The sequence below is a fragment of the Corallococcus macrosporus DSM 14697 genome (assembly GCF_002305895.1).
GTDB lineage: Bacteria > Myxococcota > Myxococcia > Myxococcales > Myxococcaceae > Myxococcus > Myxococcus macrosporus.
Map to the genome: position 1 here is coordinate 2544740 of NZ_CP022203.1, position 23540 is coordinate 2568279.

General features: G+C 70.8%; 16 protein-coding genes. 8 read left to right on the forward strand and 8 right to left on the reverse strand.

The window, feature by feature from the left end; genetic code table 11:
• Positions 1–106: 106 nt before the first annotated feature.
• From MYMAC_RS10950 to MYMAC_RS10965, 4 genes are all read right to left on the reverse strand, one after another.
• Positions 107–1822 (reverse strand): B12-binding domain-containing radical SAM protein, encoded by a 1716-nt coding sequence (locus MYMAC_RS10950; RefSeq protein WP_095958042.1) that lies wholly within the window; start codon positions 1820–1822, stop codon positions 107–109.
• 186 nt (positions 1823–2008) lie between these two features.
• A complete protein-coding gene (locus MYMAC_RS10955; RefSeq protein WP_095958043.1) occupies positions 2009–3385 on the reverse strand; it encodes a PQQ-dependent sugar dehydrogenase in 1377 nt (458 codons plus the stop codon).
• A 268-nt stretch (positions 3386–3653) separates the two neighbouring features.
• Positions 3654–4304, reverse strand: a complete 651-nt coding sequence (locus tag MYMAC_RS10960) for a DUF1801 domain-containing protein (protein ID WP_239989469.1) — start codon at positions 4302–4304, stop codon at positions 3654–3656.
• A 21-nt stretch (positions 4305–4325) separates the two neighbouring features.
• Entirely contained in the window at positions 4326–4784 is a 459-nt protein-coding gene (locus tag MYMAC_RS10965; protein WP_095958045.1) for a DoxX family protein, read from the reverse strand.
• 506 nt (positions 4785–5290) lie between these two features.
• Between MYMAC_RS10965 and MYMAC_RS10970 the strand changes: the two genes are divergently transcribed.
• From MYMAC_RS10970 to MYMAC_RS38345, 6 genes are all read left to right on the forward strand, one after another.
• Complete coding sequence (locus MYMAC_RS10970) at positions 5291–6712, forward strand: hypothetical protein (RefSeq protein ID WP_239989470.1); 1422 nt, start codon at positions 5291–5293, stop codon at positions 6710–6712.
• 198 nt (positions 6713–6910) lie between these two features.
• Positions 6911–9169 (forward strand): WD40/YVTN/BNR-like repeat-containing protein, encoded by a 2259-nt coding sequence (locus tag MYMAC_RS10975; RefSeq protein ID WP_095958047.1) that lies wholly within the window; start codon positions 6911–6913, stop codon positions 9167–9169.
• Between the two features lie 389 nt (positions 9170–9558).
• The gene (locus tag MYMAC_RS10980; RefSeq protein WP_095958048.1) at positions 9559–10080 is read left to right on the forward strand and encodes an RNA polymerase sigma factor; all 522 of its coding nucleotides are present in this window, start codon (positions 9559–9561) and stop codon (positions 10078–10080) included.
• Positions 10077–10820 carry a hypothetical protein gene (locus MYMAC_RS10985; RefSeq protein ID WP_239989471.1) on the forward strand — a complete coding sequence of 248 codons (744 nt, stop codon included), beginning with the start codon at positions 10077–10079 and terminating at the stop codon, positions 10818–10820. The genes MYMAC_RS10980 and MYMAC_RS10985 overlap by 4 nt, the downstream gene beginning before the upstream one ends.
• Before the next feature lie 49 nt (positions 10821–10869).
• Positions 10870–11391 carry a hypothetical protein gene (locus tag MYMAC_RS10990; protein ID WP_239989472.1) on the forward strand — a complete coding sequence of 174 codons (522 nt, stop codon included), beginning with the start codon at positions 10870–10872 and terminating at the stop codon, positions 11389–11391.
• A gap of 67 nt (positions 11392–11458) precedes the next feature.
• Positions 11459–14335, forward strand: a complete 2877-nt coding sequence (locus MYMAC_RS38345) for a CHAT domain-containing tetratricopeptide repeat protein (protein ID WP_275663276.1) — start codon at positions 11459–11461, stop codon at positions 14333–14335.
• Here the strand turns inward: MYMAC_RS38345 and MYMAC_RS11000 are convergent.
• Positions 14262–14873, reverse strand: coding sequence for a biotin transporter BioY (locus tag MYMAC_RS11000; protein WP_239989473.1), 612 nt, complete (start codon positions 14871–14873; stop codon positions 14262–14264). The two genes, MYMAC_RS38345 and MYMAC_RS11000, sit on opposite strands and share 74 nt — an antisense overlap.
• A 270-nt stretch (positions 14874–15143) precedes the next feature.
• On the opposite strand from MYMAC_RS11000, the gene MYMAC_RS11005 reads away from it, so the two are divergent.
• Positions 15144–15611 carry a DUF2147 domain-containing protein gene (locus MYMAC_RS11005; protein WP_013938797.1) on the forward strand — a complete coding sequence of 156 codons (468 nt, stop codon included), beginning with the start codon at positions 15144–15146 and terminating at the stop codon, positions 15609–15611.
• 50 nt (positions 15612–15661) lie between these two features.
• Here MYMAC_RS11005 and MYMAC_RS11010 read toward each other — a convergent pair whose 3' ends face one another.
• The 3 genes from MYMAC_RS11010 to MYMAC_RS11020 form a co-directional block, all read right to left on the reverse strand.
• Positions 15662–17137 (reverse strand): ammonia-forming cytochrome c nitrite reductase subunit c552, encoded by a 1476-nt coding sequence (locus tag MYMAC_RS11010; RefSeq protein WP_095958053.1) that lies wholly within the window; start codon positions 17135–17137, stop codon positions 15662–15664.
• Positions 17134–17637: a cytochrome c nitrite reductase small subunit gene (gene nrfH, locus MYMAC_RS11015; RefSeq protein WP_095958054.1), complete on the reverse strand. Its 504-nt coding sequence runs from the start codon at positions 17635–17637 to the stop codon at positions 17134–17136. The genes MYMAC_RS11010 and nrfH overlap by 4 nt, the downstream gene beginning before the upstream one ends.
• A 196-nt stretch (positions 17638–17833) precedes the next feature.
• Positions 17834–20134, reverse strand: a complete 2301-nt coding sequence (locus MYMAC_RS11020; RefSeq protein ID WP_095958055.1) for a zinc-dependent metalloprotease — start codon at positions 20132–20134, stop codon at positions 17834–17836.
• A 448-nt stretch (positions 20135–20582) separates the two neighbouring features.
• Here MYMAC_RS11020 and MYMAC_RS11025 point away from each other — a divergent pair, with 448 nt between their 5' ends.
• Positions 20583–23522 carry a carboxypeptidase regulatory-like domain-containing protein gene (locus tag MYMAC_RS11025; protein WP_239989474.1) on the forward strand — a complete coding sequence of 980 codons (2940 nt, stop codon included), beginning with the start codon at positions 20583–20585 and terminating at the stop codon, positions 23520–23522.
• Positions 23523–23540: the final 18 nt, after the last annotated feature.

The following is a 23540-nucleotide window of genomic DNA, read 5'->3' on the forward strand; positions in this document are numbered from 1 at the left end:
TGCAGGGCGGAAGTGCCTGCCTTCCACCCCAGGACGACGCAGCCGGGGCCGCGTGTGACATGCCTTTTCCGGCCGATTTTCCGCCCCCTTTTTTGGAGGAGGGCGCTCAGGCCGGCTGGAGGAAGCGCCCGTCCACGAGATGGTCGATGACCTCCCGCGCGGAATACGGGTCGAGCCGGGCCTTGGCGCCGAGCTTTGACACCGCGCTGGACACCGTCGTGGGGTGCTCGAAGGCGGCCAGGGCGGCCAGGAGGATGGCGCCGTCCTCGCCCTGCGTGAGCGTGGGCTCGGAGAACCGCCTCGGGCTGACGGAGGGGGCGCAGCTCAGGGTGATGCCATCCACGGAGCGCAACACGGTCACCGGCTCTCCCGCGAGCTTCGCGGGGGCGCGGTGGCTGCCCAGCCAGTCCCCCAGGGTGAAGCGCTGGGTCCAGGGCGCGGTGTTGCGCAGCCGCGTCCTGTCCTGGACGGTGACGCTCTTGCGCGCGTCGCGGTGCTTCCAGGCCAGGGCGTCCACCCGGTCGGAGGTCTGTTGGACGGCCGCCTCCAGGCCCGCGTCGCGGAAGCGAATCATCGGCACGGACACGTCACCGGGCTCGCGGCGCTCGAAGTAGTCGAGGAACTCGGCGAAGCTCTTGGCCTCCGTCACCATGTCGAAGCGCGCGGGGTGCTCTGTCACCAGCGCGCCGGGCTGGGCCTCCAGCCGCTGGTAGCCCACCACGCAGTCCAGGTCGATGATGCGCTCCACCAGCCGCAGCTCCTCCGCCAGGGTGGCCCTGCTCGCGAAGGGCAGCCCCCCGATGCCGGAGATTTCGATGTCCAGGTTGGGGTACTTCCGACAGGCGTCGATGACCTCCAGCAGCTCGCGGTCCTTGGCGCACGGCTTGAGCAGGCCCCGGCCCATCTGCTCCAGCCGCTGCTGTTCGGAGAAGCAGCCGATGTCGATGACCATGTAGACGCGCTGGAACGTCGCGGCCAGCGCCGCCACCAGCTCCACGCGGGGCACCCCCCACAGGAAGTACGTGCAGCAGTGGTGGGAGAGGTCCACGCCCGCCCAGGTGCTGCTCAGGAACCCGGCGGTGCTGCCCGCGAAGTCGTAGCGCATCTGCCACGTCCGGCCGGCGATCTCCTGGTGGTCGCGGCGAACGTTCTCCTCGGCGCGCAGGAAGGGCTTCGCGCGGCCGAAGTCCGCCTTCTGGTTGCCGCGCGCCCCGCCGCAGTACAGGCAGTTCTCACCGCAGCCCTTGCCGGGCGCGACCCAGCCGGAGAACGAGTGCAGGTCCATCTGGCTGAGGAAGATGTCGTCGAAGTGCGAGTAGTGGATGTCGTCCGTGTTCGTGGCGCGCTGCACGTACGCCAGCGGGAGCCGGCGTGGCCGGCCATCCGGGTACCGCGTCACGACGTTGGGCGGCGACTCCTCGCCGTTGCACAGCGCCAGCAGGGGCACCTCGCCGTCGCCCAGCACGATGTGGTCGATGCTGTCGTAGCCGCTCAGCTCCTTCCACCAGTAGGACGCGGAGTTGCCGCCCACGACGACGCGGATGGACGGGTCGATTCGCCGCACCACCCTGGCGATGAGCAGCGCGCGGTCCACGTGGTGGAACCACTTGAGGCTGATGCCCACCAGCTTCGGGCGCACCCGGCGCAGGAGGCTCTCGAAGGAGCGCGTCACCTCGGCTTCCGTCTCGTCCCCGTCGTACAGCCGCACGAAGGCCTCGATGCCGCCGCGCCGCAGGTAGCCCGCCAGGTACAGGATGCCGCAGGTGGCCTCCCCCATTCCGGCACCAACGAGGAGGACTGGCGAGAGGACACGACCACCCATGCGACGCACACCGGCCTTTCAGGGGACGGCGGGCAGCGTAGGCGATTCCGGGCGGGCCCGGGCGGAATGATGGCGCCCGCCCGCCCGGCTGCCCCCGCCGCCCGGTGCGCCTCGGCGCGGTTGCTTCCGCTCCCCGAGGCTTGAGCTGCCCGGGGAGCGGGGAGCGCGCCGTGGACTACGGGCGCTTCACTGCGGCGTGACCTTGAGCACCTTGCCGTTGGTGGAGTCGGTGAGCAGGTAGAGGGCGCCGTCGGGGCCCTGGACGACCTCGCGGATGCGCGAGTCCAGGTTCTTGAGGAGATGCTCCTCGCCCACCACGCGGTCATTGCGCACCATGAGCCGCACCAGCGCCCTGGCGGACAGGCCGCCGATGAAGAGGTTGTTCCGCCACTCGGGGAACAGGGTCCCCGAGTAGATGGTCATCCCCGACGGCGAAATCACCGGGTCCCAGTAGTACACGGGCTGCTCCATGCCCGGGGCCTGGGGGCTCTCGTGAATGGGCGCGCCGGAGTACTCCTCGCCATACCCGATGGTGGGCCAGCCGTAGTCCTTGCCGGCCTCGGGGCGGTTGACCTCGTCACCCCCTTGCGGCCCCATCTCCACCGTCCACAGCCGGTTCTGGCTGTCGAGCGCCGCCGACAGGATGTTGCGGTGACCGATGGACCAGATCTCCGGCTTCGCCTCCGGGTTGTTCAGGTACGGGTTGTCATCGGGCACGGAGCCGTCCGGGTTGATGCGGACCACCTTGCCGAAGTGGCTCCGCACGTCCTGGGCCTGAACGCGGCCCGCGAGGATGGAGCGCTCCCCGAGCGTGACGAACAGCTTGCCGTCGGGGGTGAACACCATCCGTCCGCCGGAGTGCAGCGTCGACTCGAGCGTGGGCATCATGCGGAAGATGACCTGCACGTTCTCCACGCGAGGCTGCGCCCCGTCCACGAGCCGCGCGCGCGCCACCGCCAGCCCGTTGCCGCCCTGGCGGGGCTCCGCATAGGTCCAGTAGATGAGCTGGCTCTGCGCGTAGTCAGGGCCCACCTCCACGTCGAGCAGGCCCCCCTGGCCGCGTCCATCCACGGCGGGCAGACCCGAGACGGCGGGGGACTTCGCGCCCTGCTGCGTGACGATGTAGAGCGAGCCAGTGGGCTTCTCCGTCACCAGCATGCGCTCGTCCGGCAGGAAGGCGATGGCCCAGGGGTTCCGGAAGCCCGAGGCAATCTCGGTCACCTGGATGGGCGTCTGGGACTGGATGGCCGGGACGCGCGTCTGCCCGGGGAAGGCGGGCTCGAACTCGGGCACGTTGGGCGGGCCCTGCGGAACCGGCGGGCCGGTGGGAAGCGGGTCCTCCGGGATGCCCGCGTCGTCCTCTGGGATGCCGGCGTCGTCTTCCGGGATGCCCGCGTCGTCTTCCGGGACGCCGGCGTCATCCTCTGGAACGCCCGAGTCCTCCGGCGGGAGTCCCGCATCCTGCTGCGGGACGCCTGAGTCAGGCGTTGGCGTGGGGTCCGGGTCTCCTCTGCAGCCGACGAGGAGGGTGGCGACGATGAGGGGTATCGAAAGGGTGCGCATGCGACTCTCTCCTGGGGGAATGAGATGGAAACGAACATCGCGTTCCTTGCGCCGAGGGGGAAGGCCTCGATTCACCCGGAGGGCCATTCCGTGCCGCGCATCGGACAGAGGATTGCACCTCGGGCGAAGTGCAGCACGCCATCGGCAAACGCCGTGCAGCGACGCACCAATAGTATGGACTCGCCGTAGTCCATCTCAAGCGCCTGGCTGCACGCTCCCGGGGCCTGCGTGAACCCAGCTCGAAGCGGACCGGAATATCAGCGGCTGCTCACATGCGCTCGCCGGGCAGTTGGCTGGCCTGCTTCACCCACGCGGTGAACTGGCCTTCGTCGAGCGGGACATTCTCACGGATGTCGAGGTAGCGCGTGTCCTGGCTCTTGGACTCACCTGGGGGAACAGGCTTCAGCGACATCCCGCGGAAGAACGCCACCTTGATGTATTTGGCGAAGCAATGAATGCCGAGGAACCAGCCTTGACCTTCGACGCCATAAAAGGGTGAGTTCCATTTGACCGCCTTGCTCACGCCAGGGACGGCGCGCTCGATGAGCGCGTCCAGGCGGAGCCCGACGTCGCGCTTCCAGCCAGGCATTGCCTCGATGTAGGCCTGGACGGGGGCATCGCCGTACCCCTTCGCGATCTGCGGATTTCCGCCCGACAGGAGGCGTGGCTCCTTGGCCTTCACGGGGCTCTTGCGCTTGCTCGCGGCGGCCTTGGGCGCGGCGGCGCGCGCTGGTGCTTTCTTCGCCGTGGGCTTGCGGGGGGCCGCCTTGGCGGCGACCTTCCGCGATGAGGCCTTCTTGACCGTGCTTCGTTTGGGAGCCGCCTTCTTCGCCGCCTTCTGGGATGCCTTGCCAGCCATGGTGTCTGCTCCGAACAGGGTGGTCGCGAATGGGGCAAATATAAGCGGGATGGGGAACATTTCAGTGGGGGAGGTGGCGTGTCACTTCGCGGCCCGGAGCGGGACGACGGCGCGGAGCCGCGCGTCGCGCAGCCAGAGCCCGAGCCACAGCAGCGTCGCGACGTAGACGGGGAAGAGCATGTGGGAGAAGAGCGGGTTGCCGACCCGGACGTGGGTGGCGACCGCGCCGCCGAGGTACCCCGTCCACAGGATGGCCCCCAGCACGGAGACCCGCGGGGTGAGGTACACGGCCAGGCACGCGAGCTGAACGATGCCCAGGCCGAGGAGCACGCTGACGGGGTAGCCAAGCTCCACCGTGCCCTGCTGCGCCTCGGGAATCTGGAGCAGCTTTCCAATGGCATCGAACAGCAGGAAGAGGACGGCGATGCCGCTCAGGATGCGTCCGGTCCACAGGGCCTTCTTCGAGGCGGACTGCGCGCCCGACTGCGGGGAGACGGCGGGGAGGGGGGGCTGGAATCCGGTGTGGGTCGTCGTGGTCATGGCGTTCTCCGTGATGCGGTTTTGTGAGTGAGACCGCCAGGGCCGGCGAAAATCATCGGTGGGCCGGAAAAAAGATTCAGGCCCCCTCGCGGACAGCGAACCGGCGCCCGGTCGCGGGAGCCGCTCCGAGGCCTCGCGCAGTGAGCGCGGTGACACGCACCCGGTGAAGCGGCTCACAGCGGGCTGCTGCTGGCCGTGTTCGGCTCCGCCGCGGGCGGCGCGTACCTGTACCATCGCTACGGCGACGCGGACTGGGAGCGCCGGGAGTCGGAGTATCAACGTCAGCTCCAGGGCCAGTTCACCGCGCGCGAGGCCTCAATGGCACCTCGAAGGAGGGCCTATCGTCCTCGGGCCGGGCCACTTAATCCCTCCACGCAATGACCATTCAGTCGCATGGGGGACGTATGACGAGGATTGGTGAGCGTCTGCCTTCTGCCGCCGTATCCAATGCCAGGACCCCGGGGGACCTGCGCTCCGCGCGTGCGCTCGTGGACATGCTCGGCGCGGTGATTCCAGCTCAGGGGGCCGCGCCGGTCTCGGCTGCCCGGTACTACAACACCGAGTCCCTGGGCCCTTCCCATGCCATGCAGCAGGCGGCCCACGCGAAGGAGGTCCTTCCCTCGCTGCTGGGCGTGCTCACCGACGAGCGCATGGCGCGCTGCATTGACGAGGCCTACCGGGAAATCTTCCAGGGCGACCGGTGGCCTCGCGGACCGGAGCGGTCCCAATGGCTGGGCTTCGCGCGCGAGCTCCGGGCCAAGGACCCGAAAATCACCGCCGAGCAGGTCCGCGCCGCCATCGCGAACGAGCTGCGGCTCGAGCGGGACGGGCTGGATGTCGCGACGCCCGAGAACATCGACATGTACATCCGCGAAGCCATTGGCTGGGTGAGCTGGTGCTACGAGGGCACCCCACGCAGCGCCACCGATGAGGACATGCGCCTGTGGCGCGCCTTCGCCGCCGAGAAGAAGCGGGAGAATCCCGACATCGCGCCGGAGGACCTCAAATACGCCATCATCGACGCGGTGCGGGCGAAGGTGACGAAGATGGACTCGACGGCACCGGAGAACGTCGACCGGTTCATCAAGGACGCCGTCAAGTGGGTCACGCTCTGCTACCAGGGCAAGAAGCGCTGCGCCACGCCGGCGGAGATGGCGTATTGGCGCGCCTTCGCGGCGGAGAAGCTGCGGGAGGACCCGAAGATGTCTCCGGAGACGCTCAAGTACGCCATCACCGATACCCTCCGCGCGAAGATGACGGGCACCGACTCCACGTCGCCCGAGAACATCGACCGGTTCATCGACGATGCCGTCCGGTGGGTGTCGCTGTGTTACGAGGGCCGGGAGCGCCACGCGTCTCCGGTGGAGCTGTCGTACTGGCGCGCCTTCGCCAACGCGAAGCTCGCCGAGAATCCGAAGCTGTCACCGGAGGAGCTCCGGAACGCCATCACGGACGCCGTCCGGGCGCAGGCCATCGGGGTGGAGACGTTGTCGCCCGCCGACATCGATGGCTACATCATGGAGGCCATTGGCTGGGGGTCCCTCTGCTACCTGGGGACGTCCCGTGCCCCCACGGCCGAGGAGTTGGAGCGCTGGCGTGCCTTCGCGGCGGGGAAGCTGAAGGACGACCCGGAAATCACCTCGGAGACACTCAAGTACGCCATCATCGATGCGGTGCGTAACGAGCTGACGGGCATGAGCAAGCCCGCGGAGCTCAACATCGACCGCTTCATCCGAGAGGCCTACGAGTTCCTGTTCCGCGCCTACCGGGGCATGCCCGCGGACAGGCCCCGCCAGCCGACGCCGCGTGAGTTGCACGAGTGGCAGCAGTTCGCCCGGGCCAGACTCAGGGAGGAGCCGAAGCTGTCGAGCGAGGAACTCAACGCCTACCTGCTCGACAGCCTTCGAACCGCGCTGTCCAACCAGTGACGAGGCCCCCTTTCCTGCCGACTGGCGTTCCGTTCCGAGACCTCGTCGAGCGCGCGACGCGGGGCGCTGTCTCCGCGAGCCTCAGCGGGCAGGTGTCCGTTCATTTCGTCCGGCGGAATCGTCTTACGTGCTGGGGCCACCTTCCCTTCGTGCGCTCCCACGCTCAGTTTCCCGGCGGGACGTACGCGGAGGGGAGCCATGACAGGGTGGGCAGGGGCCATGTTCGCCGCGGTGGTGGCGGCGAGCGGAACGGCGTTGGTGCCAGTGAGCGGGGGCAATGCCCTGACGCTCCCGGCGCAGCGACACATTGTTCGTATCGAAACGGAAAGCAACCGGCCACCGACGTGGCTGGTGGCCATCCAGCATGGGGGCGTGGACGGCAAGGGGCTGGTGCTCTACCGCTCCGAGGATGCGCTGCGCACGGCGCGGCGGGTCGCGGACATCCAGCCCAACGCGGCGCACGCGGACCGGGCGGAGCTGCTGGCCGTGGGGCGGGACGTGGCGCTCGTCTACTCCTATGAGGGCCCCCAGTTGGCGGCCTCCAGCCAGCACGACGTCTACTTCCAATGGTGGCGCTACCAGCCCGGCGCGGACACCTGGGTACCGGAGCCCGCGGTGCGGGTGTTCGACGCGGATGCCAGCACGGCCTACTCACGGGCCCTGCTGGCGCGGGACTCGAGTGGCCGGTTGTGGGTGCAGGCCTTCCGTCTGGAACGCGACGGCGGGTCCACCGCGGTGGTGTCGGTGTCCACGGATGAGGGACAGGGCTTCGGTCCGGCGCAGTCGCTGGACACGGTCCGGCGGCGGGGGGGAGGGCGGCTGCTCAGCCTGGGGACGAAGCTCGTCTTCGTGTACGGCATGCATGACGGCTGGGAGCCCGCGCGCATGCGCATCCGCTCGGACTCGGACCCCCTCGGGACATGGGGCCCGGTGCGCCAGGCCTTCTCCGACGGCATCTATCATGGCGCGGCGCTGAGCGCGGTGGCGGACGGGAAGGGGGGCATGCACCTCGTCTACAAGGACGAGCTGGAGACGCTCTACTACCGGCACTTCGATGGGAGCAGCTTCGGCGCTCGCGTGCTGGTGGAGGACAGCTCGGACTGGGCGACCCAGCCCGCCATCACCCGCATCGGCGACACACTGTATGTCTTCTACAACCGGGTGCGGACGCTCAACGCGAGCTACGAGCTGCGCATGCGGACGGTTGACGCGGACGGGGCGCTCGGGAGCGCGGTGACGCTGGACGGGGAGGCGACGTTCAAGGGGTACCTCAACGCCGTGGACGTCCTGCCGGAGGGCACCGGCGAGGTGCCCTGTCTCTACGGCGAAGCGGTGGACGCGGGCTCGCGGGGCTCGGTGTCTCGCGTGTCCTGGGTGCTCGAAGAGGAGCCCCCACCGGAGCCTGGCCCCGGGCCCGAGCCGGAGCCGGAGCCGGGGGAGGGGCCTTTCACCCTGGAGCCCGTGCGCTCCATCGACACGCACGAGCTGCTCGCGGTGGATGACTCGGGCACGCTGTACGGCCTGCCCGCGGCGGGCCCGCGCTCGCGGCTGATGGCGAGCACGGATGGGGGGCTCACCTTCACCGTCCGGGGACAGGCGGGTGGCAACCTGTGGACGCTGGTGGCGATGGAGGGGGGGACGCTCCTGTCGGTGGCCAGTCACAGCGGAGCGTATTTCCTCCAGCGCTCCACGGATGGCGGGCGGACGTGGGGGAACGCGGTGAGCCTGGGCAGCTACCGCGCGCTGGGGCCCCGGAGCTTCGCGCGGTCAGGCGGCACGTGGTTCTTCCTGGAGTACCAGACCTTCACCTCGTCCTCCGTGCCCATCCGGCTGTGGGCGACCACGGACGGCGGGGCCACCTGGTCCGTGCGCTCCACGCTCACGGCGCACCGTCACGGCTACGGCCTGGTGGCGGACCCCCAGACGGGCGCGCTCTGGGCGACCCTGGGGAGCAGCAGCGCGCAGGCGGCGGTGCTCCGCTCCACGGATGGGGGCCGGACCTGGACCTCAATGATGCGTGGCTATGGGGCCAATGCCCTGCCGGGGGTGGTGCACTCGGGTGGGGCGCTGCTGTTCGGCCAGTCGACGCTGTTCGGGCCCGAGCGCCCGAAGCTCCTGAGCCTGTCGCCGGATGGGACGATGCGCGAGTTGATGGCGCTGCCGGGGCCGGCGTACTCGCTCATGGCGGTGCCCGGGGGCGGCTGGGTGATGGGCACCGCCTGGTCCCGCCATGGAGACGTCCATGCCGACGGCGACGTGTCCGCGCGGCTCTTCACCAGCGAGGACGGCGTGACGTGGCAGGAGGCGCGCCGCTACGAGCGGATGGCCGGCGCGGACCTGACCCGCGCGGACGTGTGGGGGGCGCTGCCGTCCGGAGAGCTGGTGGTGCGCGTGGAGGACGCGAGCGGCTTCGGGAGCGTGGGCGTGGGCTTCCAGGTGCTCCGCGTCAAGCGCTGAGGCGGGGCGCCTGGAGCGGCGCGGGGAAACCGTCCGCGTGAGGTGAGGGGAAAGAACCCCGTCCCCCGTTCAGGAGGCAAGGCGCACCTGCCGGGCCGTCACTTCGACGGCCCGGCGCCGCCCTCCTGAAGGGGCTCCATGACTTCTCATTCCCATCCCCACGGGGTGACCGCGGTGCGCCGCGCCGACGCCGATGCGTGGCCTCACGGCACCGTCCGGGATGCAGCCCTGCCGTAGTCGTCCAGTCTCCCGGGAGCGCGAAGCCCCGCGCCTCCCGGGAGACACCTTGATTCCGTCACCCCACTTGCCGCGGGAGGGACCTTTCGATGACCATGAGTGCACCTCGGAGGAACCTCTACGTGGAGCCACGACACAGGCCGGCGCAGGCCATGGGCTCTCTCCCCGCGGATGTGTCGGAGCAACTGCGCAAGGACCTGGCCCGTGCGGTGGCCCGGGTGTGCCCGCCCAGTCTGGCCGACCGCCGCGATGACCTGGTGCAGACGGCGATGATGCGCGTCATGGAGCTGCGGCGGCGCGAACCGGACCGCGGCCCGCTGTCTCCCGCCTACCTGTACCGCGTCGCCTACACCGCGCTGGTGGATGAGCTGCGCAACGTGTCGCGCCGCCGTGAGGTCCACCTGGAGGAGGTGGACTCGCTGCCCGAGCCGCCGGTGGCGCCGAGCGACCCGGAGAAGGCCGCGGGCGGCTCGCAGATTGCCCAGGCCGTGCGTGACTGTCTGCGCAAGCTGGTACAGGACCGCCGGCTGGCGGTGACGCTGTACCTGCAGGGGCACAGCGTGCCGGAGTCCGCGCGGCTGCTGGGCTGGGAGGACAAGCGGACGGAGAACCTCATCTACCGGGGACTGGCCGCGCTGCGTCTGTGCCTGTCCACGAAGGGATTCGAGCCGTGAGCGAGCGAGGACGCGACGAGACGAAGCCCGATGACGCCGCCGTCGAGCGTCTGCGCGCCGCGGTGCGTGCCGAGGACCCGGGGGAGCACGAGGGCGCGCCGGTGGACGCGGACCTCGTGTGGCGCGCGGTGAGCGGCGAGCTGCCCGCGGAGGAGCGCCGCGCCGTCGTCGAGCGCGTGGCGGCGGACCCGGCCTGGGCGGCGGCCTGGCGATTGGCGGTCGAGCTGTCCCGCGCCGCCTCGGAGGCCGCGCCCCCCATGGCGCGGAGGGCAGACATTCCGCGCGCCCGGCGCGGGGACGGTGACGTCCGTCAGCAGCGCCGCTTCCGCTTCGCGTGGAGTCAGCCCCTGTGGGGCGTGGCGGCCACCGCGGCCCTGGCGCTCATCGTCGTGGGCGTGGTGATGCGGGAGGAGCAGGAGATTCCGGAGCCACCGCGGGTGCGCGGTGGTGACACGGCGGCGGTCGTCTCGCGGGTGCCGGAGGCGGTGCCCCTCAAGCGCGCCGACTGCGTGCTGCGCTGGAGCGGCGGCCCCGAGGGAACGCGCTGGTCGGTGCGGTTGTCCACGGAGGACCTGGGCTGGGTCCACCGCGTGGACTCGCTGGAGACCCCTGAGTACCGGGTGCCCGCGCAGACGCTGTCGCCCTTGAAGCCGGGGACGAAGTTGTTGTGGCAGGTGGAAGCGCGGTTGCCGGACGGTCAGGTGCTGCGAAGCGCCACGTTCGTCCACCTGTTGGAGTGAAGCACGCGGTCCGAAGTCCAGGGGACTCATCATGAGAACGGAGCCGGGCATGAAGTCACGACAGTGGATGCGAGCAGGGTTGATGGCGCTCCTGATGGGGGTGACTGGCGGGGCAGGGCAGGCCTGGGGCCAGTCGGAGCCCGTCACCCTCTCGGTGAAGACGGACTTCAGCCACGGCGAGGCGGGGGACCAGGTGGTGGCCTCGGTGGTGGAGACGGGCATCCGCACGGGCGCGAGCCAGGTGGCGACGCTCCAGCTTGTCGACGCCGCCGGTGTCGTCGTCGCGCAGACCACGGGCACGGTGGACCCGGATACGCCGTTGCGCCTGGCCTACCGGGTCCCCACCGCGTCCGCGGTGTTCGCACGCGTCTTCGCCACGGTGGGCGTGGCGACCTTCTCGGTGGCGGTGGTGACGGTGGAGCGCTGGTCCCCCGAGGAGCCGGAGCCCGGGCGGGACCCCGTCATCTGTCACATCGAGTCGGCGATGCCCAGACCTCCTCCGCCTCCCCCTGGGCCGGTGACCATCCAGTGCGAGCGCGTCCCTCCACCGCCGCCTCAGCTTACCCCCTGACGTGTCACCGCGGACGCACCGGTCCGAACGAAGCAACAGCGGCCTCTTCTCCTTCCTGGTGGGGGCCATGCTCCTGGTGTGTCCGGCCACGGCCTTGTCGGAAGCGCCGAGCCGTCCCCAGCCGCCCACGCTCGAGTCGTGCCAGGAGCGCTTCGCCGCCTGGCCTGATGACCGTGACGCGGCGATGTGCTTCTACCAGTGCGCCCAGGAGGCCTCCGCGCGTGAGGCGGTCACACGCGCGCTGACGGCCCTGGAGGCGCGTCACCCCGACCAGGGCTGGCTGCCCCTGGTGCTCGGGCATGTGCGGATGTTGTCCAGCCACAAGGCGGCGGAGGCGCCGTACCGTCGCGCGGCGGAGACGTTCCACCGGCTTCAGCAGGCGGAGGGCGAGGTGCTGGCGGCCATCAACCTGCGCGCCATCCTCCTGGCGCAGGGCCGCGCGGAGGAGGCCCGGCAGTGGACGCGGCGTGTGGTGGAGGTGGCGAGCACCTCCGGCCGCCCGGACCTGCGGGCCCGCGCGCTCATGGTGGAGGCCAGTCACCTCTACGAGGTGGAGCTCGACCTGGGCCGGGCGTTCCGCGTGCTCAAGCGCGCCGAGCCGCTCGTCTTTCCGGAGGGCACGGAGGGCATGAAGAAGCAGTACCTGTCCGTCATGGGCACCGTGAGTGAGCGGTTGGGACGGCTGGACGAGGCCTCGGACATCAATGCCCGGCTGGTGGAGTTGACCCGGAGCACCGGCGACCTCTTCCTGGAGGCGCATGGGCGCTTCACGCTCGCCAACCTCGCGCTGCGGCGACTCGAGAGAGAGCATGTCCTGTCGGACCGGGGACGCGCCCTGGCGCTGGCGCGGCAGGCGCTGGCCGCCGCGGAGCGGACCGGCAACACGACGCTGGTGGCCCGGGCGGCGCGGCTCACGGCGGACCTGCTGGGCGACTCGCCGGAGGAGCACCGTGAGGCGGACGTGCTCCTGGCGCGCTGCCTGGCGCTGCCGGAGACGCCGGAGTCCCAGGAGCTGCGGCTGTCGTGCCTCTGGACACGCGCGGAGCGGCGCGCGGGCGTGGACCCGGCCGGGGCCATCCAGGACTCGGAGGCGTCGCTGCGGCTGGCCTCCGAAAGGAACGACCCGTTGTACCTGGCGCTGGCCCTCCGCGGCCGCGGCACGGTGGCGTACCGGACGCAGCCCCTGCCCGAGGCGCTGGCGCACGCCGAGCGCGCGGTGGACGCGCTGGAGGCGCTGCGCCAGACGCAGTCGGACGCCTCCAGCCAGGCGGAGCTGTTCGCGACGTGGGCGCGGGACTACCACCGGCTCGCGGGCTGGACGCTGGAGGCCGGCGGCGCGACGGGCCGGGCCCACACGCTCTCTCCCAGGGCGGCGCTGTCACGGACCTTCGCGGTGAGCGAACGGCTCCGGGCGAGGACGCTCCTCGATGCCCTGGTCGCCTCGCGTGCGCTCGTGGACGCGGAGGACACGCCGGAGCGCCGGGCGCAGCGGAGCGAGGTGCAGTCCCGGCTGGTGGCGGTCCAACGCCGGCTCCTGGATCCGCTGCTGACGGGCGCTGGGCGGGACGCGGCGCTGAAGGAGCTCCAGGAGCTGGAGCGGCGCGAGCGGGACCTGCGCCCGGTGCCGCGCCAGGGCGCGCTGGAGTTCGCCTCGCTGGACGCCGTGGAGCAGGGGCTGGAGGAGGACGAGGCGCTGCTGGTCTTCCTGGTGGGGGATGACGTGGACCTCACCGGGACGTCCGCGGGGGGCGCGTGGGTCCTGGTGGTGACGCGGGCGGGGACCCGCGTCCATCGCATCCCCGAGCGCACGCGGCTCGCGGCGGCGGCCACGCTGTTCTCCGGGCTCGTCGAGCGCAGGGATGGCTCCGAGCTCGGCGCGGCGGTGGCGCTTCATGCGCAGTTGCTGGGCCCGGCGCTCGCGGGGCTGCCCGCCACGGTGCGGCGGCTCCTGCTGGTGCCAGACGGGCCGCTGCATGACCTGCCCTTCGCCGCGCTGCGGGAGCACCGGGAGGGAGCGCCGCTGGTGGCGCGCTACGAGCTGGGGGTGGTGCCCTCGGCGAGCCTGTGGCGGCACTGGCGCGGGGATGCGCCCCCCACGTTGGGGGGCGAGGCGCTGGTGCTGGCGGACCCCGAATGGGTCCTGGGGCATGGCGAGTCCCGGTCCGCCGCCGCCTCCCGCTCAGGCATCTTCGAGGAGGCCGCGCTGCTCGGCGCGCTCCCCGAGGCCCGGCGGGAAGGGTTCGGGGTGGAGGAGGCGCTGCGCGACGCCCACATGGCTCCCCGGTTGTGGGTGGGCCCGGAGGCCTCCGAGCGCGCGCTCAAGGACGCGGACCTGTCGCGGGTCCGGGTGCTGCACATGGCGGCGCACGCCGTGGTGGACGCGGAGGCCCCGGAGCGCTCCGCGCTGGTCCTCACCCCGGGCACGGAGGAGGAGGACGGCATCCTCCAGCCGCGTGAAATCTCGCGGCTGCGGCTCAATGGCGCGCTGGTGGTGTTGTCCGCGTGCAGCAGCGCCTCGGGCGCGGTGCTGCCGGGCGAGGGCGTGCTGAGCCTCTCGCGTGCCTTCTTCGAGGCGGGCGCGCGCGCGGTGGTGGCCAGCCTGTGGCCGTTGCGTGACGCCGAGGCGGCGGACCTGATGGAGCGGTTCTACCGGCACCTGGCCACGGGGATGAGCGTCTCCGCGGCGCTGAGGGCCGCGCAGCTCGAGGCCAGCGACGCGGGGCTGCCCCCGGCGGCCTGGGCGGGGTTGGTGGTGCTGGGTGACGCGGGGCTCGTGGCCACCGCGCCTCGCGAGGAGGCCGCGCCGCTGTGCGGGCTGGACCCGGCGCTCCTCATGGCCGCGGCGCTCGTCGTGCTGCTCGCGTTGGGGTTCATCGCGCGCGGGCGGTGGCGCGGTGGGCGCGCGCCAGCCGCCACGCGAGGGGCAGCAGCACGGCGGCGATGATGGCCTTGAGGAGCCCCCCGGGGAGGAAGGGCGTGAAGCCGACGCTGATGGCCTTGGCGATGCCGAGCCGGGCCGCGAGGGCGAGCCAGGGCAGGCCGACGGCGAAGACCACCAACTGCCCCACGAGGAAGAGGGGCAGCGCGGTCCAGCAGCGCCGGTCGAGACCCCGTCGCGCCGCCAGGCCCACCACGAAGGCGGCTGGAACGAAGCCCACCAGGTAGCCCCCGGTCGCGCCGAGCAGGCGCCCCACGCCGCTGGCGCCCTCCGCGAAGACGGGGAGCCCCACCGCCCCCAACAGGAGATAGAGGCACTGCGCGGCCAGGCCACGCATGGGGCCGAGCGCCGCGGCCGTGAGGATGACGCCCAGGGACTGCCCCGTGATTGGAACGGGCGAGCCCGGGACAGAGAGGGAGACCTGCGCGAGCCCCGCGGTCAGCAGCGCGCCGCCCAGGACGAGCCCCCCCTCGTGGGCCCGGGAGCGCGCGAGGCCCTCCGCGAGCACGTGCGGACGGGGACGGGCAGGGGGAGCGAGCGTCACGCGGAGCCTCCAGAATCGGACACCGCTAACGCACGGCGCGGCGACGGGGTACACGCTCACGTCGCGCGGCGCAACGCTGGAGAAACCCGCTTTCCCGCCGCCGAGGACACCGCGATGAGACAGCCATGACGCGAGGCGGCACGTTCAGGCGCCGCACAACGCGCCAGGAAGGGCTGCGTCCCGGCGCGGCGGTGGAGTACAAACGAAGCATGCGGGGCTTGTACGCATGTTTCCTCCGGCGTGAGCCCCCGCGCGGAAGGACACCAAGACATGAACGCAACCCGCTGGTTTGGACTCGCTTCCCTGACCCTGCTGCTGGCCTCGAACGCCTTCGCCGAGGACAAGGCCCCTGCCGCGGCCCCCGCCGCGGTCGGCCGGTGGACGACCATTGACGACGAGACGAAGAAGCCCAAGTCCGTCATCGCCATCTACGAGGAGAACGGCAAGCTGTACGGGAAGATCGAGAAGCTCTTCCGGGAGCCCAAGGAGGAGCAGAACCCGCTCTGCGACAAGTGCGAGGGCGCGCTGAAGAACCAGCCCATCATCGGGATGACCATTCTTCGTGATTTGAAGAAGGATGATGACGAGTGGTCCGGCGGGAGCATCCTCGACCCGGCGAACGGGAAGACCTACAAGTGCAAGATTGCCGTCGAGGATGGCGGCAAGAAGCTGAAGGTCCGTGGCTACATCGGCATGGCGCTGCTGGGCCGCACCCAGTACTGGGTGCGCGCGGAGTAGCCCCCGCGGCGACGGCGGAAGCGGGCGTCTGCCGCTTCCGCTCGCCGCGCCTACCGCGCCCCCTGCTGCGTGCCTCCCGCGCCAACCGTGGAGCCGGGCGCCGGAGCGCCCTGGGGCCGCGTGGCGGGGCTGGTGGAGGCACCGCCGCCGGGCCGCAGCGCGTTCTGCCCCAGGCGCGAGAAGTTGATGGACTTGCTCAGGATGCGCACCGCCTCCTGGTCCGCGTGGAAGCCCATGGAGTTCTCCGCCTCCACGAAGTCCAGGTAGAACTGGGCGCGCTTCTGCAGGTCTCTCGCCTTGGCGAGCGCGTCGTCGGGCAGGCCCGCCTTCCGCGCGGACTCGAGGTCGTGGATGAGGTCCACCAGCGCGTCCATGGCGATGTTCCGCGTCTCGAAGGTGCGCGTCTGGATGGCCTCCGCGCGCTGGAGCAGCTCCGCCTCGCTCCACTTGTGGCACGTCTGGCAGGCGCGGTTGATGTTGAGCAGCGGGCTGCGCACGTGGTGGTCGCTGACCTTCATCGCGCCCTCACGCACGAAGGGCATGTGGCAGTCCGCGCAGGCCACGCCGCTCTTCGCGTGGATGCCCTGGTTGTACAGCTCGAACTCGGGGTGCTGGGCCTTCAGCACCTGGGCCCCCGTGAGCTGGTGCGTCCAGTCGGTGTGCCCGTCCTCGTCGTAGTAGGCCATGATCTGGTCGATGTTGATGCCCTTGGCCCAGGGGTACGTGAGGCGCTTCTCCTTGCCCTTGAAGTAGTACTCGACGTGGCACTGCCCGCACACGTAGGTGCGCATCTCCTGCCGCGTCGCGTCCTGGTTCACCTTGAAGTGGGGGACGCCCTGGCTGGCCTTGAGCGCGGCGATGCCCTCGATGAAGCCGGGCCGCGTCACGCGGAGCTGCATCGTGGTGGGGTCGTGGCAGTCGATGCAGGAGACGGGGTGCTCCACCTGCTCGCGCGCCTCCATGAAGGGCATCTGGTTCATCTTCTCGAAGCCCTTGATGAGGTCGCCGTCACCCAGCTTCTTGTAGGGCACGTACACGCTGGCGTGGCAGTGGAGGCAGGTGCCCGGCTGCCGCGTCACGTGCTGACGCTCGGTGAAGACCTGGTCTTCCAGCATGTGCGCGTGGCCGCGCTCCTCGCGGAAGTCGGTGGCGAAGGCGTAGCCGCTCCACATGGTCACCAGCCGCGGGTCTTCCTCCAAGCGGCTCTGCGCGACGACGGTGCGCGGGTCCGCCCGGGTGGGCGTGCGCGCCACGGCTTCACTGCCGCCATAGCGGGTGCGCTCCTGGTCCACCGTGCGCTTGTAGCCGTCATATTGCAGCGGGAAGTTCCGCCCCCACACCTCCGGGTCGGTGATGGTGTCGTCCAGCTCCACCACCCGGTAGAAGGGGTTCTTCGCCTCCTGCTTGCGCTCCATGATGTTGACCAGGAGCGCGGTGACGCCAGCGGCGGCCAGGGCGGCAGCCACCGCCACCGCCAGCACCAGCTTGACGCCACCCAAGCGGCGTTGCTTCTCAGGCTCGGTCATCGTGCAACCTCCTGACGGATGAGTTCGGGGTTCCCGGAGCCCTCGGGGTGCCCCACGGAGTTGTGGCAGGTGAGGCACTGCAGGGAATCCTGGTGGGGCGTTTCAATGCTCTCCACGAGGCTGTCATGGCAGTTGCGGCAGGCGTTCTCCGTCACCTGCCGGTTTCCCGGCCGGATGCGGATGGGGTCTGGGAAGGTGCCGGTGGTGAAGTAGAAGGAGTGCCAGAAGCCGTTGCTCGCCTTGTTGAGGTACTTGGGCACCAGCGCGGCCGGCGTGTGGCAGTCATTGCAGGTGGCCACCGCGTGGTGGCTGCTCTTGCGCCACCCTTCATATTGCTCGTTCATGATGTGGCAGTTGGCGCAGGCGGCCGGGTCGTCCTGGAGGTAGGCCGCGCCCTTCGCGTACGCGAAGGTGTAGCCACCGATGCCAATCGCCGCGCCCAGGGTGAGCCCCAGGACGACAGCCAGCACTGTACGGGATGCCGAGGACACAAGGGACACCGTAGCAATGCTTGTGCGCACGGGGAGCCCCCCATGTGTCGTCTCGTACGAATTTCGACGTGAGCCGCGCCGCGCTGTTTTTGCGCCGCCGCGGGAGCGCGCGCAATCCTTGCGCTGGAGGGTGCTCGCTCGCGGTGTGGCCGCCGGGCGGAGGCCTCGAACGCGTGAGGCCTTCGCCCGGAGGTCCACGCCGGGTTCAGCGATAGTACGGAGACAGGGCGCCGGAGATGCGCGTCACCAGGTCCTCGATGAGCACCCGCTCTTCCAGGGGCAGCGAAGGCAGGCTGTCGGTGAGCGTGCCGCGCAGCTCACGCAGCAGCAGGTACGCCCCCAGTGACTGCTGGGCCTTGAGGACGTCCACCAGGGTGCGGCGCGCCGCGTGGCTGCGCACGCCGTCCGCGTTGAGGATGATGGCCCTGATGTCCGCCAGCATGGGCGTCAGCAGCGCGGGGGAGGGCGGCGGGTCGTTGGTGAAGGCCCCCCGGCTGGACGCCGGGTCCAGGTAGAGGCGCTGGAAGAGGCGCCGCGTGAGCTCGTCCGCGCGGACCGCGTAGTCCGGCCGGGCGTCCGGGGGAACCACGAGCGGTGGGCGGAGCTTCTGCATCGCCAGCTCGTAGGCCGTGGCCTGGGTCGCCGGGTCGGGGATGCGCAGGAACCCCAGGTAGGGCGACGTGACGTAGTCGAAGTAGAACTGCAGGCGCGGCCAGGAGTTCGTGCTGGTCAGGAAGTAGTCCAGGTGCCCCTGGAACACAGGGCCATGGTGCAGCGGGAGCGAATCCGCGAAGCGGTCATACGTGGCGCAGTACGGGTCGACGCGGCGGTCGTCATCCGTGCAGAAGGCGTCCGTCGCGGGCACCTCCGGTGACAGGCCGTAGAGGTAGCGGACGGCGCGCACGTCATACTCGCCAGGGGCATCCATCAGGACCCGGTCCTCGTCGAGCAGGTAGTCCATCACCGAGGTGGAGACGGGGCTGTTGGGGCCGCCGTCGTTGCTGCGCGAGCCGGAGAAGTTGTGGCGCAGGCCCAGCGTGTGCCCCACCTCGTGGAGCATGACGTGCGTGATGTGCGCCTCCACCTTCTGCTTCTGGGTGAGCGCCGCGAGCCTGGGGTCAGCCGAGGCCTGAAGGCGGGCGCGCACCTGGCGCGGGTCCGAAGCGCTCAGCTCACACGGCCCGCTGCCCGCCATGCCGGACCAGGACAGCCCGAGCCTGGGGGCGGGGGGCGCGGTCACCACGTCGGGGGCCGCTTCGGTCAGCGGGGCGCCCTCCGCGAACGCCTCGAGCGCGAACAGCCACCAGCTCACCGAGTAGTAGATGCTGGCGCCTCGAAGCTCACCGGTGATGGGGTTGCTGCGCCAGTTCGCGAAGGCCATGGGCATCAGCTCGTCCGTGTCGAAGATGACGACGTTCCGGTCGTCGTCGCCGAAGTCCTGCATGCCTCCGCCGACGACCGCCTCGAGCACGGGGAAGCCGAACGCGGCGTTCCATCCCTCGATGCCGCGCTTCACGGCGCCCACGACGTCATATCCCTGGAAGCGAGGGTCCTGCTGCGCCGCGAGCACGGTGTCCATGATGTGCCAGCGGATGGGCTTCATGCCGGGGTGGATGTTCCACTTCAGGGCCACCTGCTCGAACTGCTCCGCTGTCGTGTTGGGCACGAGCCGCCGGTCGCTGCGGAAGTAGTGCTCCCGGGGCGGCAGCGGGGTGGGGGTGTAGCCCGGGCCTTCCTTGTATTCGCGCAGGGAGATGGCCAGCGTGCCCGCCGTCCGGAAGGCGTTGTCCTCGCCGTAGTAGGACGCCCACTCCCAGGGGAGGTCGGCGTAGCCGGTGAAGACCTGCTCGTAGGCGACGCCGTCGGCCAGGCGCCGGAAGCGCTGCGCGAAGCTCAGCTCCACCTGGAAGTGGACCCCATTCTGTCCGAGCCGGTCGCCGACGACGCCGTAGCGGTTGAGGCCCTCGGTGGGGTCGATGAGCACGTACTGGCTGGCTCCAGGGAGCCGGTTGAACGGGCGGTGGTCGGTGACGATGGGATACGCCTCGACCAGGATTTGCGGGTCGAACACGTCACTCATCACCTTGCGCTTCTCGACGTCGAAGACGAAGAGCTTGCCGTTCTGCTCCTCGAAGCTCACCACCCGGCTGCCCAGCACTTCGCCCGCGTGGTTGCCCACACCGCCAGGGTGGTATTGCTTGGCGAACGCGGTGAGGAACCACCGCTTGCGCAGCTCGCTGCGCCGGATGGCCAGGTAGAAGCTCTTGCCCGCGTCCGCCACCACGCCGTCCAGCTTCTGGGCGACGTGGTCCCGCTGCGCCGGGCTCAGCTCCCGGGGGATGGCCACGAAGTCCCCCGTCAGCTCCACCTCGAGCCCGGGACTGGGGACCTCCGGTGGGGGCATGGGCGGCGCCTCCATGCCACCGCCGCAGCCACTGCCGAACGCCAGCGTCAGGGCCAGCGCACCCCACCGGGCGCGCCCCTTGCGTGTACTCCATTTGGACATGCCGTGCTCCAGACAGCCGGGGGGAGGGATTTCCCCCGGTCCTGGAGCAACGCCGCGCCCCCTCGGGGCTCCTCAGGGACGGCGTGGCCGGAGCGGTTTCACCGTCACCGCGCAAGCAACCCACCGCTGGGATGATATGAAAGCCCCGCGCGTGCGTTGAGGCGCGCCCGCGACTGGCGGCGCGACGCGTCGGTGGGCAGGCAGCGGTTCTCCGTCCAGACGCAATGCCAGTCGCCGGTGGGGACCTGGTCGCGGGCCGTCTGGGTTTCTTGGCTTCGCCAAGAGGGCGTGGAGCGCCCACGCCTTGCCTCCAGAGCGCGTCTTTGGGTACTCACCGTGAATATCGCAGCCCCAACGTCGTATCCTGGCCGCGCTCGGAACCCCCGCGAGGCGCCGCCCGTCCCTGCTCGCGGTCCCACTCCCCTTTCCTTCCGAGAAGCCCGACTCCATGCGACTCCTTCAAAACACCTGCCTCTGGGCGTTGCTGCTGGCGCTCGCCGCCTGCGGCGTCAGCACGACGGGGCCTTCCCCTGATGGCGGCACGCAAGGCCCTGACTCGGGAACCGGGATTGGCCGGGTGACAGGGCAGGCCCTGCTTCAGGGGGCCTCGGCCCATGATGGCATTTCGATTTCGCTCGAAGGCACCTCGCTGAGCACCACCACCGACGCGCAGGGCCGCTTCAGCCTGGAGAACGTCACCTCGGGGGGGTACACCGTCCTGGCCCGCAAGGCGGGCTACGCCGAGGCCCGGAGCACCGTGACTGTCCTCGCGGGCCAGGCCTCCAACGTGACGCTCAACCTCCAGCAGGAGGGCGGCGGGATTCTGGGCACGGTCGAGGTGGAGGGGCTCCTGGATGCATCAGGGGTCTCCGTCACCCTCATCGAGACGGGCGCCACCACGACCACGGATGCGCTGGGGCAGTTCCAGTTCTCCGGCCTGGCTCCTGGAACCTACACCGTGGCGCTCCAGCGGGTGGACTACCTCCCGACGCAGCAGAGCGTGGTGGTCCAGCCCCGGGGGGCGACGCTGGTCACCCTCACCTTGTCCCGCGAGCGCGGCAGCGTGGCGGGAGTCGTCGAGCTGGAAGGCGCGACCAACCACATGGGCGCCGTCGTCACCCTGGTGGAGGCGGGCGTCACCACGACGACGGACGCCGAGGGGCGCTTCGTCTTCGACGGCGTGACGACGGGCACGTACACCGTGCGGGCGCGCAGGGAAGCCTATGTGGAGGCGCAGCGGTCCGTGGAGGTGCGTGCCAACGCGCAGAGCGAGGTCACCTTGTCGTTGTTGCTCGTGCGCGGCGACGTGACCGGCACGGTCCGGCTGTTGGACAACGCGCCGCCGTCGGGCGTCACCGTCACCGTGATGGAGACGGGCGCCACCGCGACCTCGGATGCGCAGGGCCGGTTCGCCTTCGCGGGGCTTCCGCTGGGGACCTACAACCTGACCGCCCGGAAGAACGGCTACGCGGATGCGACGCGGTCCGTGGAGGTGCGCGCGGGCGCGGCGGCCACGGTGTCCATCGACCTGGTCCGCTCCGAGGGCCGCGTGGAGGGCACGGCCCGGCTGGAGGGCGCCAGCGACCACTTCGGCGTCACGGTGGTCCTCACGGAGACGGGCGCCTCCACGACGACGGACAGCCAGGGCCGCTTCGCCTTCAGCGTCACCTCGGGCGCGTACACGGTGGAGGCGCGGAGGACCGGCTACGTCACGACGCGGCAGTCCGTCGAGGTGCGGCAGAACGAGACGAGCACGCTGTCCCTCACGCTGGCGCGTGAGCGGGGGAGCGTGGCCGGTACCCTCCTGCTGGAGGGCGGGGGCTCGCCGGTGGACATCACCGTCACCCTGGTGGGGACGGCCTTCAGCGCGCGCACCAACGGCTCGGGTCAGTTCTCCTTCAGCAGCGTCCCCTCCGGGACCTACACCCTGGAAGCCACCAAGGCAGGCTACGCCCCGGCCCGGCCGTCGGTGACGGTGCGCGCGAACGAGCAGGCGCAGGTCAACGCGACGCTGGCCCTCGCGCGCGGGGACATCGAGGGCGTGGTCCTGCTGGAGGACGCCCCCACCACGTCGGGCATCTCCGTGGCGCTGGTGGAGAACGGGTCCACCCTGACGACGGACGCGCAGGGCCGCTTCCGCTTCGAGGCCCTGCGCGCGGGGACCTACACGCTGACCGCCTGGTGGAATGGCTACGAGCGGGAGGAGCGGACCGTGGAGGTCCGGTTCGAGCAGACGACGACCGTCAACATCACGCTGATGCGTGAGTCGGGCGCGGTGCGGGGAACCGTCCAGCTCACCGGCGAGAGCAACCACGCGGGTGTCTCCGTCGCGCTCTCCGGCCACGAGGCCGTCGCGACGACGGACGCCCAGGGCCACTTCGTCCTCGAGGGGGTCGCCGCCGGGCGGTACACGCTGACGGCGCGGAGGGCCAACTACACGAAGGCGGAGACGGCGCTGGACGTGCGCGGCGGCGAGCCGGCCGCCGTCAACCTTTCGCTGGAGCGGCTGGGGGCCCTGGAGGTCTCCGCGCCGAAGCTGGCGGTCCAGGGGGGGCACCTGACCCTGACGGGCTCGGGCTTCGGCGAGGAGCGCGGCCCCTTCACCATCACGGTGGGCGGCAGGGCCGTCACCGACTTCATCTCCTGGTCTGACACGCGCGTGGTGGTGCGGGTGGCGCACCAGGTCGTCCCCGGTGAGCACGACGTCGTCGTGACGCCCGGCGTGCCCTGGCGGCGGAGCGCCACCGCCTCGGTGCGGGTGCTGGCCCAGGAGACCTATGCCTACACGGAGTCCTGGGGCGTTGGCATCCTGCCCTCCAACGACGTGACGGCCTGGGGGGAGACCACGCCCACCGGCGCCCTCTACGAGCTCCCCGAGGTGCTGACCGACGTGGTGAGCGTCGCGGCGGCCCGCGATACCGCCCTGGCGCTCAAGGCGGATGGCACCGTGAGGGCGTGGGGTGGCGACCTGCCTGGACCCCTGACCGTCCCAGCGGGCCTCACGGACGTCGTCGCCATTGCCGCCGGTGAGCACTTCGCCCTGGCGCTCAAGGCGGATGGCACCGTGGTGGGGTGGGGTGACGACAGGCTGGGCGGGGCAATGCCTCCCGCCGGGCTGACCGGCGTGGTGTCCATTGCCGTCACGAGCGGCTCCAGCCTCGCGCTCACGGCGGACGGCACCGTGCTGGCCTGGGGGCACGAAGAAGAAGCCGACGTGTCCACGCCGCCCGCGGCGCCAGGGCCCGTCGCCGCGCTCCCGGGCCGGGCGATGTCGCTGAGCATGGTGCTCGGGGACGATGGCCGGCTCAGCTGCTGGGGCGACCCGGCGTTGTCGTACGGGTTGCCATCCCCTGACCTGGTGCTGCGCGTCCCGGCGCGTCAGCCCTGAAGCCTGACAGGGATGTCA

What these genes read in the sequence shown, in the direction of transcription:
- MYMAC_RS10950 (WP_095958042.1), bottom strand. Translation starts at nt 1,822, where the DNA reads ATGGGTGGTCGTGTCCTCTCGCCAGTCCTCCTCGTTGGTGCCGGAATG.
- MYMAC_RS10955 (WP_095958043.1), bottom strand. Translation starts at nt 3,385, where the DNA reads ATGCGCACCCTTTCGATACCCCTCATCGTCGCCACCCTCCTCGTCGGC.
- MYMAC_RS10960 (WP_239989469.1), bottom strand. Translation starts at nt 4,304, where the DNA reads ATGTTCCCCATCCCGCTTATATTTGCCCCATTCGCGACCACCCTGTTC.
- MYMAC_RS10965 (WP_095958045.1), bottom strand. Translation starts at nt 4,784, where the DNA reads ATGACCACGACGACCCACACCGGATTCCAGCCCCCCCTCCCCGCCGTC.
- MYMAC_RS10975 (WP_095958047.1), top strand. Translation starts at nt 6,911, where the DNA reads ATGACAGGGTGGGCAGGGGCCATGTTCGCCGCGGTGGTGGCGGCGAGC.
- MYMAC_RS10980 (WP_095958048.1), top strand. Translation starts at nt 9,559, where the DNA reads ATGGGCTCTCTCCCCGCGGATGTGTCGGAGCAACTGCGCAAGGACCTG.
- MYMAC_RS10990 (WP_239989472.1), top strand. Translation starts at nt 10,870, where the DNA reads ATGAAGTCACGACAGTGGATGCGAGCAGGGTTGATGGCGCTCCTGATG.
- MYMAC_RS38345 (WP_275663276.1), top strand. Translation starts at nt 11,459, where the DNA reads ATGCTCCTGGTGTGTCCGGCCACGGCCTTGTCGGAAGCGCCGAGCCGT.
- MYMAC_RS11005 (WP_013938797.1), top strand. Translation starts at nt 15,144, where the DNA reads ATGAACGCAACCCGCTGGTTTGGACTCGCTTCCCTGACCCTGCTGCTG.
- MYMAC_RS11010 (WP_095958053.1), bottom strand. Translation starts at nt 17,137, where the DNA reads ATGACCGAGCCTGAGAAGCAACGCCGCTTGGGTGGCGTCAAGCTGGTG.
- MYMAC_RS11020 (WP_095958055.1), bottom strand. Translation starts at nt 20,134, where the DNA reads ATGTCCAAATGGAGTACACGCAAGGGGCGCGCCCGGTGGGGTGCGCTG.
- MYMAC_RS11025 (WP_239989474.1), top strand. Translation starts at nt 20,583, where the DNA reads ATGCGACTCCTTCAAAACACCTGCCTCTGGGCGTTGCTGCTGGCGCTC.